12 protein-coding genes, 1 tRNA gene and 1 pseudogene are annotated in these 13,779 nt (G+C 67.5%); 6 read left to right on the forward strand and 8 right to left on the reverse strand.

The features are described from left to right. Positions 1–915: (Fe-S)-binding protein (locus ACWEN3_RS26170; protein ID WP_452975616.1), on the forward strand; the 915-nt coding region annotated here is incomplete at its 5' end. Between the two features lie 66 nt (positions 916–981). On the opposite strand, the gene ACWEN3_RS26175 is transcribed toward ACWEN3_RS26170, so the two are convergent. Further along, positions 982–1,308: an antibiotic biosynthesis monooxygenase family protein gene (locus ACWEN3_RS26175; RefSeq protein ID WP_452975619.1), complete on the reverse strand. Its 327-nt coding sequence runs from the start codon at positions 1,306–1,308 to the stop codon at positions 982–984. Positions 1,309–1,536: 228 nt separating this feature from the next. On the opposite strand from ACWEN3_RS26175, the pseudogene ACWEN3_RS26180 reads away from it, so the two are divergent. The 3 genes and pseudogenes from ACWEN3_RS26180 to ACWEN3_RS26190 all read left to right on the forward strand — a co-directional run bounded on the left by ACWEN3_RS26180 (position 1,537) and on the right by ACWEN3_RS26190 (position 5,457). Then, positions 1,537–3,006: pseudogene (locus ACWEN3_RS26180) on the forward strand (FG-GAP and VCBS repeat-containing protein). An 83-nt stretch (positions 3,007–3,089) separates the two neighbouring features. Next, a complete protein-coding gene (locus ACWEN3_RS26185; protein ID WP_452975622.1) occupies positions 3,090–4,142 on the forward strand; it encodes a YIP1 family protein in 1,053 nt (350 codons plus the stop codon). 160 nt (positions 4,143–4,302) lie between these two features. Next, entirely contained in the window at positions 4,303–5,457 is a 1,155-nt protein-coding gene (locus ACWEN3_RS26190; RefSeq protein WP_452975625.1) for a recombinase family protein, read from the forward strand. Positions 5,458–5,840: 383 nt separating this feature from the next. Here the strand turns inward: ACWEN3_RS26190 and ACWEN3_RS26195 are convergent, their stop codons facing one another. Further along, complete coding sequence (locus tag ACWEN3_RS26195) at positions 5,841–6,407, reverse strand: ATP-binding protein (RefSeq protein WP_452975628.1); 567 nt, start codon at positions 6,405–6,407, stop codon at positions 5,841–5,843. A 212-nt stretch (positions 6,408–6,619) separates the two neighbouring features. Here ACWEN3_RS26195 and ACWEN3_RS26200 point away from each other — a divergent pair, with 212 nt between their 5' ends. Then, positions 6,620–7,972: a tetratricopeptide repeat protein gene (locus tag ACWEN3_RS26200; protein WP_452975631.1), complete on the forward strand. Its 1,353-nt coding sequence runs from the start codon at positions 6,620–6,622 to the stop codon at positions 7,970–7,972. A 1,368-nt stretch (positions 7,973–9,340) separates the two neighbouring features. Here ACWEN3_RS26200 and ACWEN3_RS26205 read toward each other — a convergent pair. The 6 genes from ACWEN3_RS26205 to ACWEN3_RS26230 all read right to left on the reverse strand — a co-directional run bounded on the left by ACWEN3_RS26205 (position 9,341) and on the right by ACWEN3_RS26230 (position 13,378). After that, entirely contained in the window at positions 9,341–9,628 is a 288-nt protein-coding gene (locus ACWEN3_RS26205) for a hypothetical protein (RefSeq protein ID WP_452975634.1), read from the reverse strand. A 363-nt stretch (positions 9,629–9,991) separates the two neighbouring features. Further along, positions 9,992–10,741 (reverse strand): DUF2182 domain-containing protein, encoded by a 750-nt coding sequence (locus ACWEN3_RS26210; RefSeq protein ID WP_452975637.1) that lies wholly within the window; start codon positions 10,739–10,741, stop codon positions 9,992–9,994. Then, complete coding sequence (locus ACWEN3_RS26215; RefSeq protein WP_452975640.1) at positions 10,738–11,352, reverse strand: DUF1326 domain-containing protein; 615 nt, start codon at positions 11,350–11,352, stop codon at positions 10,738–10,740. Before ACWEN3_RS26215 ends, ACWEN3_RS26210 begins: the two co-directional genes overlap by 4 nt. A gap of 630 nt (positions 11,353–11,982) precedes the next feature. Then, on the reverse strand, positions 11,983–12,492 hold the full coding sequence (locus ACWEN3_RS26220; protein ID WP_450801468.1) for a phosphoribosyltransferase: 510 nt from the start codon (positions 12,490–12,492) through the stop codon (positions 11,983–11,985). Between the two features lie 13 nt (positions 12,493–12,505). Continuing rightward, positions 12,506–13,081, reverse strand: a complete 576-nt coding sequence (gene dcd, locus ACWEN3_RS26225; RefSeq protein WP_452975643.1) for a dCTP deaminase — start codon at positions 13,079–13,081, stop codon at positions 12,506–12,508. Between the two features lie 99 nt (positions 13,082–13,180). Next, positions 13,181–13,378, reverse strand: coding sequence for a hypothetical protein (locus tag ACWEN3_RS26230; RefSeq protein WP_452975646.1), 198 nt, complete (start codon positions 13,376–13,378; stop codon positions 13,181–13,183). A gap of 284 nt (positions 13,379–13,662) precedes the next feature. Between ACWEN3_RS26230 and ACWEN3_RS26235 the strand changes: the two genes are divergently transcribed. Beyond that, positions 13,663–13,748, forward strand: a tRNA-Gly gene (locus tag ACWEN3_RS26235). Positions 13,749–13,779 lie beyond the last annotated feature (31 nt).

The following is a 13,779-nucleotide window of genomic DNA, read 5'->3' on the forward strand; positions in this document are numbered from 1 at the left end:
AAGGAGGTCGACTTCGAGGTCCCGGTCGTCGGCAAGGACATCGAGGACCTCACCGAGGTCGAGTACCTCTACTGGGTCGGCTGCGCCGGCGCCCTCGAGGACCGCGCCAAGAAGACCACCAAGGCCTTCGCCGAGCTGCTCCACATCGCGGGCGTGAAGTTCGCGATCATGGGCGGCGACGAGAAGTGCACCGGTGACTCCGCCCGCCGCCTCGGCAACGAGCCCCTGTTCCAGGAGCTCGGCATGGAGAACGTGATGGCCCTGAACACGGCGTTCGGCGAGGAGCTGGACGACGACGGCAAGGTCACCGCGGAGTCGAGGAAGCCGAAGTCGGCGAAGAAGATCGTCGCCACCTGCCCGCACTGCCTCAACACCATCGGCAACGAGTACCCGCAGCTCGGCGGCGACTACGAGGTCATCCACCACACCCAGCTGCTCCAGCACCTCGTGGACGAGGGCAAGCTGATCCCGGTCACCCCGGTCGAGGGCATCATCACCTACCACGACCCCTGCTACCTGGGCCGCCACAACAAGATCTACACGCCCCCGCGCGAGATCATCGGCAAGGTCCCGGGCCTGCGCAACGAGGAGATGCACCGCCACAAGGAGCGCGGCTTCTGCTGCGGCGCCGGCGGCGCCCGGATGTGGATGGAGGAGCGGATCGGCAAGCGCATCAACAACGAGCGCGTCGACGAGGCCCTCTCCCTCAACCCCGACATCGTCTCGACGGCCTGCCCGTTCTGCCTGGTCATGCTGACCGACTCGGTCAACGGCAAGAAGAACGAAGGCAAGGCCAAGGAGTCCATCCAGGTCGTGGACGTGGCCCAGCTGCTCCTCGACTCGGTGAAGACCCCGGTCGACCCGGCCGGCGAGGCCGCGACCGAGACCGAGCCGGAACCGGAGCCGGTGAAGTAACGGCCCCCGAAAGGCCGACGGCGCCCCCTGACCCGCACAGGCAGGGGGCGCCGTCGTGTCCGCCCGCTACTCCCCCTTGGGCCCCGCCTGCTGGACCACCTCGAAGGACCACAGGGTGGAGCCGGAGGCCGCCGGCCGCGGCCGCTCGGCGCCCTCGCCGCCGCCCTGGTGCGCGGACTTCATCGGCCCCTCCATCCACGCCTGGAAGGACTCGTCGTCCCGCCAGCGCGTGTAGACGAGGTAGGTGTCGGTGCCCTCGACCGGGCGCAGCAGCTCGAACCACTCGAAGCCGTCGGAGTTCTCCACGGCGTGGGCCCGCGAGGCGAACCGCTTCTCCAGGACCTCCCGCTGCTCGGCGGGCACGGCCAGCACGTTGATCTTCACTACGCTCATGGCACCATCCTGCGCCAGTCACGCGCCTCCCGCCGCCGCGACCCCGCGCAGCTCACGGTGAACTCACGCGCTTACCCGAATCTCGTACAGCCCTTACGCACCACGGTGGGTCTCATGATCGCCGACCGTCCGGTGAACCGCGGGACAACCCACGACGAACACGGACGGTCCGCACCCCATCGTCTGCGGATGCCCGCCAGGCATCCCCCGCATGTCGCAGGAGAACACATGCACATGCCCACCCGACTCGCCCTCACGACGGCCACCGCGGCCGCGCTGACGGGCGGTCTGCTCACCTTCGCCGCCCCGCCCGCCTCGGCCGCCGACTCCACCAAGGTCGCGAAGGCCGACTTCAACGGCGACGGCATCGGCGACATCGCCACCTCGGCGGCCGGCGCCTACGTCAGCGGCCACAAGAACGCCGGCCAGGTCGTCGTCCTCTACGGGACCACCACCGGCGTCACCTCCGCCCGGCGCACCACCATCAGCCAGAACACCACCGGCGTCCCCGGCACCGCCGAGGCCGGAGACTTCTTCGGCGGCGAACTCGCGTACGCCGACTTCAACGGCGACGGCTACGACGACCTCGCCGTCGGCACCCCGGACGAGAAGGTCGGCACCGACACCGACGGCGGCGCACTCGCCATCCTCTGGGGCTCCAGAAGCGGCCTGACCGGCAAGGGCGTCGACATCCCCGACCCGGCACCCAGCTCCCACGACTTCTGGGGCAAGGACCTGGCCGCCGGCGGCTTCGACGGCGACGGCAGGGCCGACCTAGTCGTCGGCGGCTCCTCCAGCACCCTCTACCTCTACAAGGGCGGCTTCAGCACCACCGGCACCCCGGGCAGCCGCACCACCGTCAAGCCGCCCATCGCCTCCGGCACCAACGACGACCCGTACGGGCCGATGAGCCTGACCGCCGGCGACGTCAACGGCGACGGCCGCACCGACCTGGTGGTCGACGGCTACGAGACGAAGACGCAGTACGGCTGGAACACCAACTACTGACTGCCCGGCAGCGCCAGTGGCCTGCCCGGCTCGACCGCCCAGGCCCTCAAGCCCGGCATCATCACCGCGATCGGCGACATCAACGGCGACGGATTCGGCGACATCGTCAGCGGCGCCGGCTGGGACTCCACCGCCTCCGACGGCACCCCCGTCCCGGACTCCTCCGACGGCGGCCGGGTCAACGTCACCTACGGCCCGGCCTCCACGACCGGCATCAGCCAGAACACCGGCGGCGTCCCCGGCACCTCCGAGAAGGGCGACCGCTTCGGCTGGGACCTCGACCTCGGCGACATCAACGGCGACGGCTACCAGGACCTCGTCGTCAGCAGCCCCGACGAGGACATCGCCGGCGTCACCGACACCGGCACGGTCACCGTGCTCTACGGCTCCCCCTCCGGCGTGAACACGGCCTCCGGCGCCCAGTCCTTCGCGCAGAGCACCGCCGGCGTCCCCGGCAACGACGAGAAGAGCGACCTGTTCGGCGCCGACGTCAAGCTCGACGACGTCACCGGCGACGGCAGGGCCGACCTGGTCGTGGGCTCGTACGAGAACAGCGGCGACGGCGGCATCACCTATCTGCCGTCCAACGGCACGAAGATCACCACGACCGGCGCGCGTTCCTTCGGCCCGTCCGGGGTGGGCGTCTCCACCTCCGGCACCCCCCAGTTCGGCGCCCTCTTCGCCGACTGAGCCACCCGGCCCCGCGCCCCTGAGAAACCCCGGGGCCGGACCCGTGTCCGTCCCGGGTCCCGACCCTGACGACCCCTTAGGGGATGTCACAGGTCGGCCGCAAAGCCGGGCCCGGACCGCCGGGCCCGGCACGTCGTCTCCCGGGACCAGGTACGTTCGATGACGTGGCTGGATTCAGGATCGGACGCGGGGGCCGGGACAACCGCACCCCCCAGGGACAGCAGGCGCCGCAGGGACCGTCGTACGGCCGGCCGAGGCCCTCGGGCGGACGCCCGGGACCGTCGTACGGACAGCAGAGGCAGCCGTACGGACAGCCCGCGGGCCCCTCGTACGGGCAGCCCTCGGGGCCGTCGTACGGCTACCCGTCGGCGCCGCAGCCGCCGTACCCGCAGCAGGGACGGCCGTACGGCCACCAGGGCCCGGCCGACGACGGCCCGGAGTACTTCGACGGCGGCTACCCGGGCCAGGGCGCCCCGGACCCCTACGCGGCCGACAACCCGGGCCACACCCGGGCCTTCTCGGTCGACGAGGCCGCCGGCTACACCCAGGGCTCGACCTACCAGGCCGGCGCCGCCGCGCCCGCCGCACCGCTCGGCCCGCCGCTGCACTGGAAGCAGCTGCTGAAGGGGATCGTCTTCTCCCCCGACCAGACCTTCCTGCGGATGCGGGACTACACGATGTGGGCCCCCGCCCTGATCGTCACCTTCCTCTACGGCCTGCTCGCCGTCTTCGGCTTCGACGGGGCCCGCAAGGAGGCGATCGGCGCCACGCTCTCCAACGCGGTCCCGATCGTGCTGATCACGGCGGTCGTGATGGTGCTGGGCCTGTTCATCCTGGGCGTGGTCACCCACACCCTGGCCCGCCAGCTCGGCGGCGACGGCGCCTGGCAGCCCACGGTGGGCCTGTCCATGCTGATCACGGCCCTCACGGACGCGCCCCGCCTGGTCTTCGCCATGTTTGCCGGCGGCGACGCCGGCTTCGTCCAGCTGCTCGGGTGGGCCACCTGGATCGGCGCGGGCGCCCTGCTGACCCTCATGGTCTCCCGCTCCCACGACCTGCCCTGGCCGAAGGCCCTGGGCGCATCGGCGATCCAGCTGATCGCCCTGCTGTCGATCGTGAAGCTGGGCACGTTCTAGTTCCCCCGCAACGACACGAAGGGCCCCCGGCACACCCAAGCGTGGCACGCAAGGTAGCCGTCTACACCCGGATCTCACGAGACGACGAGGGCGACGGCCTTGGAGTCGCCCGCCAACGGCAGGACTGCGAACGGCTGGCCGACCTGCGCGTGGATGGAGCGTGGCGAGGGTCTACGAGGACAACGACGTCTCCGCGTACAAGCGGAACGTCCGCCGCCCCGAGTTCGAGTTGATGCTGTCCGATCTGGCAGCGGGGCTCATCGACGGTGTGGTGTCCTACGACCTGGACAGGCTGGCCAGGCAGCCGAAGGATCTTGAGCACCTGATCGACATCTTCGACAACCGCAAGCGCCTGACATTCGCCACCGTCACCGACGACATCGACCTGTCGTCGGCGGACGGACGGACGATGGCCCGCGTGATGGTCGCCTTCGCCATCAAGTCGTCACATGACGCCGCCCGCCGAATCAAGCGCAAGCACCTTGAGCTTGCGCTGAGCGGGAAGTCGAGCGGTGGCCCCGCGCCGTACGGCTGGCAGAAGGACAACCCGAACAAGGTGGACCCCGAAGCCGCACGTCACATCCGTGAGGCCCAGAAGGAGATCTTGGCCGGAGTCCGTATCGGCACGATCCGTAAGCGTTGGCAGGAGCAAGGAATCGGGCGTCCACGCGAGGGAACGAAGCGGATGGCGCACCACCACGTCGAGCTCATGGTGACCAACCCGAGGCTGTGCGGCTACCGCACCTACCACGGTGAGATCTTGCTCAACGACGACGGTGAGCCTGTCATCGGCGAGTGGGAGACGATCAACACTGTCGAGGAGTGGGAAGCGGTCTGCGCCGCCGTCGCCGAGCGGAAGCAAGCCAACCCCGCCGCTGGCAGGCCGGTCGCACGCAAGTACCTGCTTTCCGGCATCGCCCGGTGCGGGTTGTGCCACAACAAGATCAGGGGCCAGATCAACCGGCTGTGGAAGCCGGGATCACTGCCCGATCCGCTGGCGAGCGTAGGGCCCCCTGTTCACTCGCCCCATGGCAGCTCCAGCCCAAAGTCCCTCCAGCCGGCGACGTGCCCACGTGCACCACTCACCAGCGAAAATCCGCTTCACGCCGCGCCGCCGCCGCCGTTCGCGGATCGCCCAAGAAGTCCGGCGAGTCGGTTCACGGCACTGGGTTGCCCAACCAGTCGCACAACCCCACGGCCATCATCGTTCGTCGCCGCAACGGCCCGCAACTCGGTCGGCTCGAAACCGAATCCGAGAAATGCAAGGTTGACTTCGTCGGCAGCCTCACGGGCCTCACGCCAGCCCGTCATGTAGTCGACGCCGCGCACCCACAGACCGAAGTCTTCACCCGTCAGCTCCGGGCCATCCACGGGCCACTCAGCTTCTGCGCCGGTCACGTTGTCACTCCCACCCTGGTAACTGTTCGTCAACTCTCTTGGCTCCAGGGCGAATGCACAGCACAACGACCCCGGTACCATCAGGCACCGGGGATCGTTGCGTCCCCTCCCGGACCGCCCCGGTTGCTGCCAGGCGCGGGGGTGGTCCGGTCTCGGTCTTCGGTTGTGAAGCGTGGCTTCCCGGGGCTGAGTGGGGATCCCATCCCCGGGAGGCCGACGCCCCGGCCGGTCAGCACCCGGCCAGCCGGGCCGCTGCACACGCGTGATGTCGAGAGAAACGCGTGCAACGCCCGGGGTCAGTCAGGACGAACGGACGCCCGTCCCCTTGTCCAGGTCGATGCGGCACCACACGGTCTTGCCACCCTCGTCCTCCGGCGTCCACCAGACGGCCGCAGCCAACCTCTGGACGATCAGCAGCCCTCGGCCGCTGTCAGGCAGGACCGCTTCCGACAACGGCCCCATGAGATCCGGCGAGAACGTGTCACCGAAAGGGAGCAGAGGTGGAGTCGAGTCCTCATCACCGACACCGATGAACAGCCACTGCGGCCAGAGCTTGAACGTCACATCAATGCGCCGACTCGCACCCGGACAGGCCAATCGCCGGTCCGGCACCGCGTGGCTCACGACGTTGCCGACCAGTTCCGACACGATCGTCCGGGCGTCATCAACGACCGCCTCCGCAGCGCCGTCTTTGAGGAACTGAGCCGTCATATCGCGCGCGACGCGCCCTGTGTCCTGGAACTCGGCGAAGAGCGTCAGCGCCAGAAAGCGCCCACCCGTGGACGGATCCGGAGCCGCGAACCAGTGAGCGTATGCATCTAACTCACTCGTCAGCCGTTCATGCCGCCGCGCTTCCCTCGCGCTCATGACACGGATCACCGTCTCTGATCACGTCTGCCGAGACCCTCCCGGCAGCGTGACCCGAGGGTGCACCACGCATCTCGACCGTGGCTCCCCCCACTTGGGGACCCCCCTCTTGGGGACCCCCTGGGTAGACTCGCCGGACAGGCAGGGCGCGATGATCGAGAGAGAAGTTCGAGCAGGCTCAGACGTCAGGTCAATCACGATGGGGAAGTGAGATGACCACAGCTGCACCGACACCGGCAGCTCTTCCGCCTCACGTGCTGGAACGCGCAGACGTGCGGTCGGCGATCGCCAACCACGACTTCGGCGAAGTCTTCAGACTGGCCAAGATCCACGGAAACGTTAGCTACGCCAAGATCGCCGAGGCCGTCGGCTACAAGCGCGAGCACATCGGCAAGATGGCCCGACCCGGGACCGACGGCAAGGGCGTCCGACCACGGATCACCCAGTTCCACAAGATCCTCGAAGTGGTCGACGGCCTACGCATCCCCGGCCATCTCGCAGGACTCACCCCACGCCCGTGGGAGCTGGAACAACCGGCCAGGAGCACGCAGTCCGAGGACCCGAGCACCCTGATCGCACAGGGTGGCGCAGGCATATGGGACATCGCAGAGATGCTGCGCCGCACGGAGATGTCCAGCATCAACAGCGCCGCCCTGGAGTCGATCGAACAAGGCATTGATCAGCTGGCTCGCGCCTACCCGTACGCCGACGCCGACTACCTCCACGAGCGCACACGCAACGGCCTGCTATACGTCACCGAGCAGCTCGAAGGTCGCATGACGCTGCGCCAGCACCGAGAGCTACTGGTCGACACCGGATGGCTGTTTCTGCTCAACGCGTGCGTGCAGTACGACCGGGGCCAGCGCGAGGCCGCCAACCTCAGCAAGGCCGCCGCACTCCGCATCGGCGAGGAAGCCGGGCATGGCGAGATCAAGGCATGGGCATGGGAGATCGAGGCATGGTTCGCCCTTACCCAGAGCCGATGGCAAGACATGCTCAGCGCTGTCGAGGCCGGACACATGGCGGACCAGACACACTCGGTCGGCGTCCAGCTCTACGCCCACAAGGCCCGAGCCGCCGCCCGCATGGGAGACGCCCGCCTGGTCCGCGACTCCCTTGATGCCGGCCGAGCGAGGCTGGACCGACTCCCGCGGCCCGACCATCCCGAGCACCACTTCATCATCGACCCCGACAAGTGGGACTTCTACGAGATGGACGCCTACCGTCTCCTCGGAGACGACGAGCGCGCCGCCGACCACGCCCGATCAGTGATCCGCATCAGCACCGGTCCAGACAGCACCGAGATCTCACCCATGCGCGCCGCAGAAGCCCGACTCACCCTTGGAGTCGCCGCCGCACGCATGGGCGAGATCGAAGAAGCCATCGGCATGGGTACCAAGGCCCTGGAAGCCGACCGTAAGTCCCTCCCGTCACTGCTTTTAGTCGCCGACGAGCTGGACAAGGAACTCAGGTCCCGGTACCCGCGCGAAGCTGCCAGTCGCAACTTCCACGAACAAGTCATGACCATCAACCGGGGAGCCGTCAAGACCGAGCTTCCGTTCTGACACGAGCTACCCCATCTCGCGCCTGGCTGTCTGCTTGAGCTCGGCGGACTGCCGCCCACCGCATTAAGCACGGCTCAACGAGCAATCACGCCATAAGAAACGGCGTCTTTAGTGGTCGGCTACACCAAAGAACCAGCCATGCGTAGGCGACCACATCTTGAGCTGGACCTTTACGGTGACACCTGTCGTGTTAGTCGCGAAGCCGATGCGCCCGCCTCCCAAACGCACCAACTTCATCACCTGGCTCCAATAAGCCCCATTCGGCCCGTAGAACTCTGTCGCGATCCAAACCTGGTTCAAAGTTGAGCCGTTCGACTCCTCGATCCAAAGAGCATGTCCTGGGGGAAGATAGATGACCCCGCACAACGTCCAGTCGCTCTCCGCCACATGGCACTGGACGGCTGACTGCCCCTGGGCGTCGGCAGACTCATGATGTGCGGCAGCAGTACCTTCGTTAGCGTTCGCAGTCCCTACCGGAAGCGCGGCCGCAGAAAGGCAAAGTGCCGCCCCGGTGCATATTGACGCAAGGAGTTTTCGCATCAGCGTCCCCATTCGCACCTTGACTGGGCGAAGCAGTCAATCAAACTCCGCGTCCGAAGCACCGCTGGCACGCTCTGATTGTAGGCGGGACGGACGGGATGCCGACATCGAACGTTGGCATGATGGAGGCTGTCACAGTTCGTCTATGTGTCTTTACTTTCGACCGTACCTCGCTTAGGGCACCTTCGCGCGCCAACCACTACAACGGCGCGAGCGGCCAGTTTTCACGGCAAATCAGCGAAAGCGGAACCGGCCATGCGCCTTGCTCTCCCCATCGATTGGGGAGGGGCCTCGCGCTCCCAGCGCCAGGAACCCGCGCCCGACGCTGGTTGTTGTCAGAGGCTGTTGTTGTTCCGATCTTGAGCGGTGTCCGCCGAACGGAAGTCTCGATCAGGTGATCATGGTCAGTGCCGGGTATGGGGAACAGGGCCTCTAGAGTCTCGCGAACTGGGGAGGTGAACTGTGGCCGCGCTTTTCTATTCCGCTGTTGTGGTGGGCGTCGCGTTGACAGCTTTCGCGGTCTTGCGGGAGCACGGAACGAGGCTTACGAAGGCGGCATCCTGGTTGTGTCTGGCAATCGCCGCGCTCCCCGGGCTGGCACTCGTCGGCATCGTTCTGCAAGTGATCTTCGGGGGGTGAGACGGTGCGGGGCTGGGTGAACTGGCCGCACCCGCGTTCTGCGAGGATGCCGCGGCTTGCCAGGCGGGGCACGTCCAGGTGGAGCGCGCCACTGTACGAACGACTGTGAGGATTGATCACGGGCCGCGTCTGCTCGGCTCCGCCCGGGTCGATGGCAGACGGGGTGCGGCGCCGTGCCCGACGCGCGCGTCACGTCGGCGATAGATGCACATGGACCCCGCCGCACTTCCCGGACCAGGTACGCCCCTCGGCAAGGGCCACCTTCGCGTCCGTGCGCATCTGGTGCTGTAGAGCGCCCACGCAGTCCTGCATGACCTCCGACTCGTAACTACGGCCGTAGCGGTGGACCATCCGCCGGGCGGAAGCGGCGAGCCCCTCGGCCGCCTCATCGACGCTGTCGAAGCAGCCCGAGGCCACGCCGTCATGCGTCCAGCTCCAGTTCATGCGGACGTCCATGCGGTGCGGGTAGCCCGCCACGCTCAGTCATCCCGACGGGACCTTTATTCCTTTCATACCCTTATGCACCTTTTACCCTTTTCTTGTGACTTGGCCGGTGGGCCCCGGGGCGGCGACGTCGCCGGCGACCTTCCAGGCAGCAACTTCTGGGGTCGGGCCGACTTGTATGGCCGTGTCCATCTGCGGGCACACGGCCCAGTTCGCGCGAGATCTGGAACTGTGCCAGCACCGGTCGTGCACTGCTCGCTCGGAGCAAGGAGATCTATTGAGGGCTCGGCCGACGTCATGGACCTCCTCGACGAGCCGGCCACCGCCCTTGGCGGCCCCGTGCGGCATACTTTCCCGCACTCCCAACACGCCATCCCGCCGCGCGCGCTGCATTCATCACATAACGGCCATACCGCCACCGGTGAGACCCGGAGCCAGCGTCGGCACCCAGAAGACGGCGACCGCCAGAGCGATCGAGACGATACCCACGGCACGGGCCACCAGGCGGCCGGCCGGAGCGAGCTTCTCAGCGGTGATCACGACAGCCAGTACCACCATGGCCCACAGGTTCATCAGACCGAATGCTGCCAACAGCATCATGAGCGACCAGCAGCAGCCCAGGCAGAAGGCGCCGTGGTGGGCTCCGGCACGCAGATCGCGAGAGTGTCCCTGGTACGAGGCGTAGCGAAGCATCAGCCCGATCGGCGAGCGGCACCTCGCCAGGCAACGATCTTTGAGAGGCGTGAGCTGGTAGACGCCACAGACCGCGAAGACGGCCGCGGCCACTGCGGTCCCTGCCGCGGTCGCCGCCCGGCCCAGGCCCACGGCCAGCGCATACGCCGGCAGCCCGGCCATGGCCCAGACGAGCAGGTACGCAACGGTGAAAGCGACCATGCGCCTCGACCGGTGCACGGTGATGGTGCGTGCATACACCGCAGCGACGGGCGCCGTGGAGGGCAGCATCATCGCGGCCATCATCAGCGTCCACACGCCCAGGAAAGCGGGCAGTCCCAGGCCCATGGTGGCGGTCGTCGCCTGCGTACCTCCCCAGCGCGTCACCACCCAGCTCCAGGCGACGGCCGCAGCTACCAGCAGGAGCCCGGCAGGGCGCGCCCTTCTGCGGCCGGTGACCGGCCCATCGGTCATACGGACCACGTGAAGGGCGCCGAGTGTCCGTTGCCGCCGGTGAAGTCCCAGGACCGGCCGTACACGCCGTCGCCCGTCGCCCGGGTGGACCGGGCGATCGTCAGCGTGCTGTTCGCAGGATGGAACATGCCAGTCAGGCCCATCACCGGACCGTCCTCGCCGAACTGCGGGGCGACCTGGTCCTCGATCTCGATGTCGATGGCCTCACCCACCCGCGCGGCATGACGGCGGCCGTCGTCGCGGTAGTCGATGGGGACGCGCTCCACTCCGAGTACCTCGCCGATGAGCGGCGTGAGCGCCGCCATCGGCCCACCAGCTTGGCCGGAGAAGACCTTGCCCAGCGCCTCCGCCTGACTCTCGTCGGCCGAAGCATCGACGTAGAGCGCGACCTGCCAGCCGCCCTCGGCCATCACCTGGGGTGCGTCGATGAAGACGGCGACGCTGCGGTCGGAGACGTCCACGCCGTCCACGGTCCCGCTGTCCACGTGGAACGCGAAGGTCACCTGGCAGCGCTCGTGGTCGGCCGGCGCGGTGAGGCCCGAGGTGGTGCAGGGGCACACCACGTCACAGTTGCAGCTCTCCAGGTACGTGCCTCTCAGATTCCAGGGCATTCTTCCTCCCTGTTTCGCATCCCCCTCGACGTTCTGGATACCTCAGGTGGGTCCGTTCCACCACGAAGTCGCTTTTCCCAGGCTATTCCCGACAGCTCCCCTTGCGCAGATCCTGCCGGTGCAACTCACCAGGAGTACGGGGTCGTGGCACCAGCCGCAGTGCCAAGCCCGCAGGTTCCCACGCCACCGCACACCAGTGAGCCCCCTCTCCATCAGGGAAAGGGGCTCACTCCACCTCTGAGACGATCCGTGAGGCGCCTACAGGGCTCGGCAGCGGCGTACGAGGACAAGTCGGCAGTGCCAGCGGGCGAGGACGCGAAGCGCCGAGCGCCGACAACGCAGCCGCCACCTCTTTCCCGCTCGCCCCCGCCAGCGCCTCAACCACCCGATCGAGTGCCCCGCTCACGTCAGTGCGTGTGACCACTCGAAGCCGGTGTCGGACCTGCGTTCTTGACCGTCAGAGGGAGCAACTTCCTGCCGGTCGGGCCGATTTGTATGGCCGTGTCCATCTGCGGCCATATGACAACGGCGCGAAACTCATCCGTTCAGTCAGGGACCAGTGCTGCTGCGGAGGCCCGGACGCGCTGAGGTGCAGTACGAGGAGCCAGATCCGGCCGAAGCTGACGATCTTCAGAGAGCGTCTTTAGATGGCGTGATCGGCGTGCCAGACTTACGGCATGGAGGCAAAACGGACCACGGGAAGTTGATCCACTCGTCCGTCCGCTTCCAGACGTACTCGCACTTCACGAGCGAGTGGGACTTCTCGTAGATCACCGCGGAGCGCACCTCGGCGACGGTGTCGAGGCAGAAGTCGCGGACCAGCTTCAGCGTCTTGCCGGTGTCCGCGACGTCGTCGGTGATGAGCACCTTCTTGTCGGAGAAGTCGATGACGTTGGGCACCGGCGCCAGCATGACCGGCATCTCCAGGGTGGTCCCCACGCCCGTGTAGAACTCGACGTTCACCAGGTGGATGTTCTTGCAGTCGAGGGCGTAGGCGAGCCCGCCGGCGACGAACACACCGCCCCGGGCGATGCTGAGCACGATGTCCGGCTCGTACCCGTCGTCGGCGATCGTCTGCGCCAGCTCGCGGACGGCGCCACCGAACCGCTCGTACGTCAGGTTCTCCCGCACGTCACTCATGCCGCGGCCGCCCTCACACCTGGGTCCGATGGAAATTGACGTAGGACCGCGATGCCGTCGGCCCGCGCTGTCCCTGGTACCGGGAGCCGGAGCGCTCGCTGCCGTAGGGGAACTCGGCCGGCGAGGACAGCCGGAACATGCACAGCTGCCCGATCTTCATCCCCGGCCAGAGCTTGATGGGGAGCGTGGCGAGGTTGGACAGCTCCAGCGTGACGTGCCCGCTGAAGCCGGGGTCGATGAACCCGGCGGTGGAGTGCGTGACCAGCCCGAGCCGGCCGAGCGAGCTCTTGCCCTCGAGCCGCGAGGCGAGATCGTCGGGCAGCGTGATGACCTCGTACGTGGAGGCGAGCACGAACTCCCCGGGGTGCAGGATGAACGGCTCGTCGCCCTCCGGCTCGACCAGCCGCGTCAGGTCCGGCTGCTCGGTCGAGGGGTCGATGTGCGGGTAACGGTGGTTCTCGAACACCCGGAAGTAACGGTCCAGCCGTACGTCGACGCTCGACGGCTGCACCATGGATTCGTCGTAGGGATCGATCCGTACCCGCCCGGCGTCGATCTCGGCCCGGATGTCCTTGTCTGAGAGAAGCACGTAGCGAGGATACGCAAGGCGCGCGGAGCCGTGACAATCGCGACGACTCCGCGCGCCTGGTGTTACCGCGCGACTACGGCGGGTCCCCGCCGCGGCTCCCTATGCCTGCTTCACCCCTTGATCCATTCCCTGCTTCATCCCCTGCTTCTCCAGGGCGACCGGCACGACACTGCGGAGCCGGGCACACCGGGGACACCTCATGAGCCGGCCGGGGCCGAGCCGATCGGCCTGCTGCATCGGGAACGAAGCGGTGCTGAAGACGTGCCCATCCGCACAACGGACGACGGTGCGTTCCATCAAGTCCCTTAAGTCCCTTCCCCAAGAGCCTCGTCGGGCTTCCCGACCCGACGGCAAAAGCCACATTACGGGATCAAAGAGACGACTCTCCAGGCGGCACTCCGGCCCCACCCGGACCCTCTCCCACCCCTCCACGGTACGCCCCAACTCCGGGCGCCCGCAGTCGGATACCCCCCGTGAGGCGCGCTCAGACCCCTGGCCACGAGCACCAGGGGTCCGCGATGAGGTACAGTGAGCGAGCGTCGGACACGGGGCCTTCCAGGCCGACCGTCCGAACTTACGCGGGTGTAGTTTAATGGTAGAACATCAGCTTCCCAAGCTGAGAGCGCGAGTTCGAACAACCCGGTCGACGTCATCGCCGACACCACCAAGTCCCGCCAGGAGTACGGCAAGTCGATCCA

Source organism: Streptomyces sp. NPDC004561, assembly GCF_053602155.1.

Bases quoted from the DNA above. Each gene is read 5' to 3' on its own strand.
- ACWEN3_RS26175 (WP_452975619.1), bottom strand. From the start codon at position 1,308: ATGAGCGTAGTGAAGATCAACGTGCTGGCCGTGCCCGCCGAGCAGCGG.
- ACWEN3_RS26185 (WP_452975622.1), top strand. From the start codon at position 3,090: ATGTCACAGGTCGGCCGCAAAGCCGGGCCCGGACCGCCGGGCCCGGCA.
- ACWEN3_RS26195 (WP_452975628.1), bottom strand. From the start codon at position 6,407: ATGAGCGCGAGGGAAGCGCGGCGGCATGAACGGCTGACGAGTGAGTTA.
- ACWEN3_RS26200 (WP_452975631.1), top strand. From the start codon at position 6,620: ATGACCACAGCTGCACCGACACCGGCAGCTCTTCCGCCTCACGTGCTG.
- ACWEN3_RS26210 (WP_452975637.1), bottom strand. From the start codon at position 10,741: ATGACCGATGGGCCGGTCACCGGCCGCAGAAGGGCGCGCCCTGCCGGG.
- ACWEN3_RS26215 (WP_452975640.1), bottom strand. From the start codon at position 11,352: ATGCCCTGGAATCTGAGAGGCACGTACCTGGAGAGCTGCAACTGTGAC.
- ACWEN3_RS26220 (WP_450801468.1), bottom strand. From the start codon at position 12,492: ATGAGTGACGTGCGGGAGAACCTGACGTACGAGCGGTTCGGTGGCGCC.
- ACWEN3_RS26230 (WP_452975646.1), bottom strand. From the start codon at position 13,378: ATGGAACGCACCGTCGTCCGTTGTGCGGATGGGCACGTCTTCAGCACC.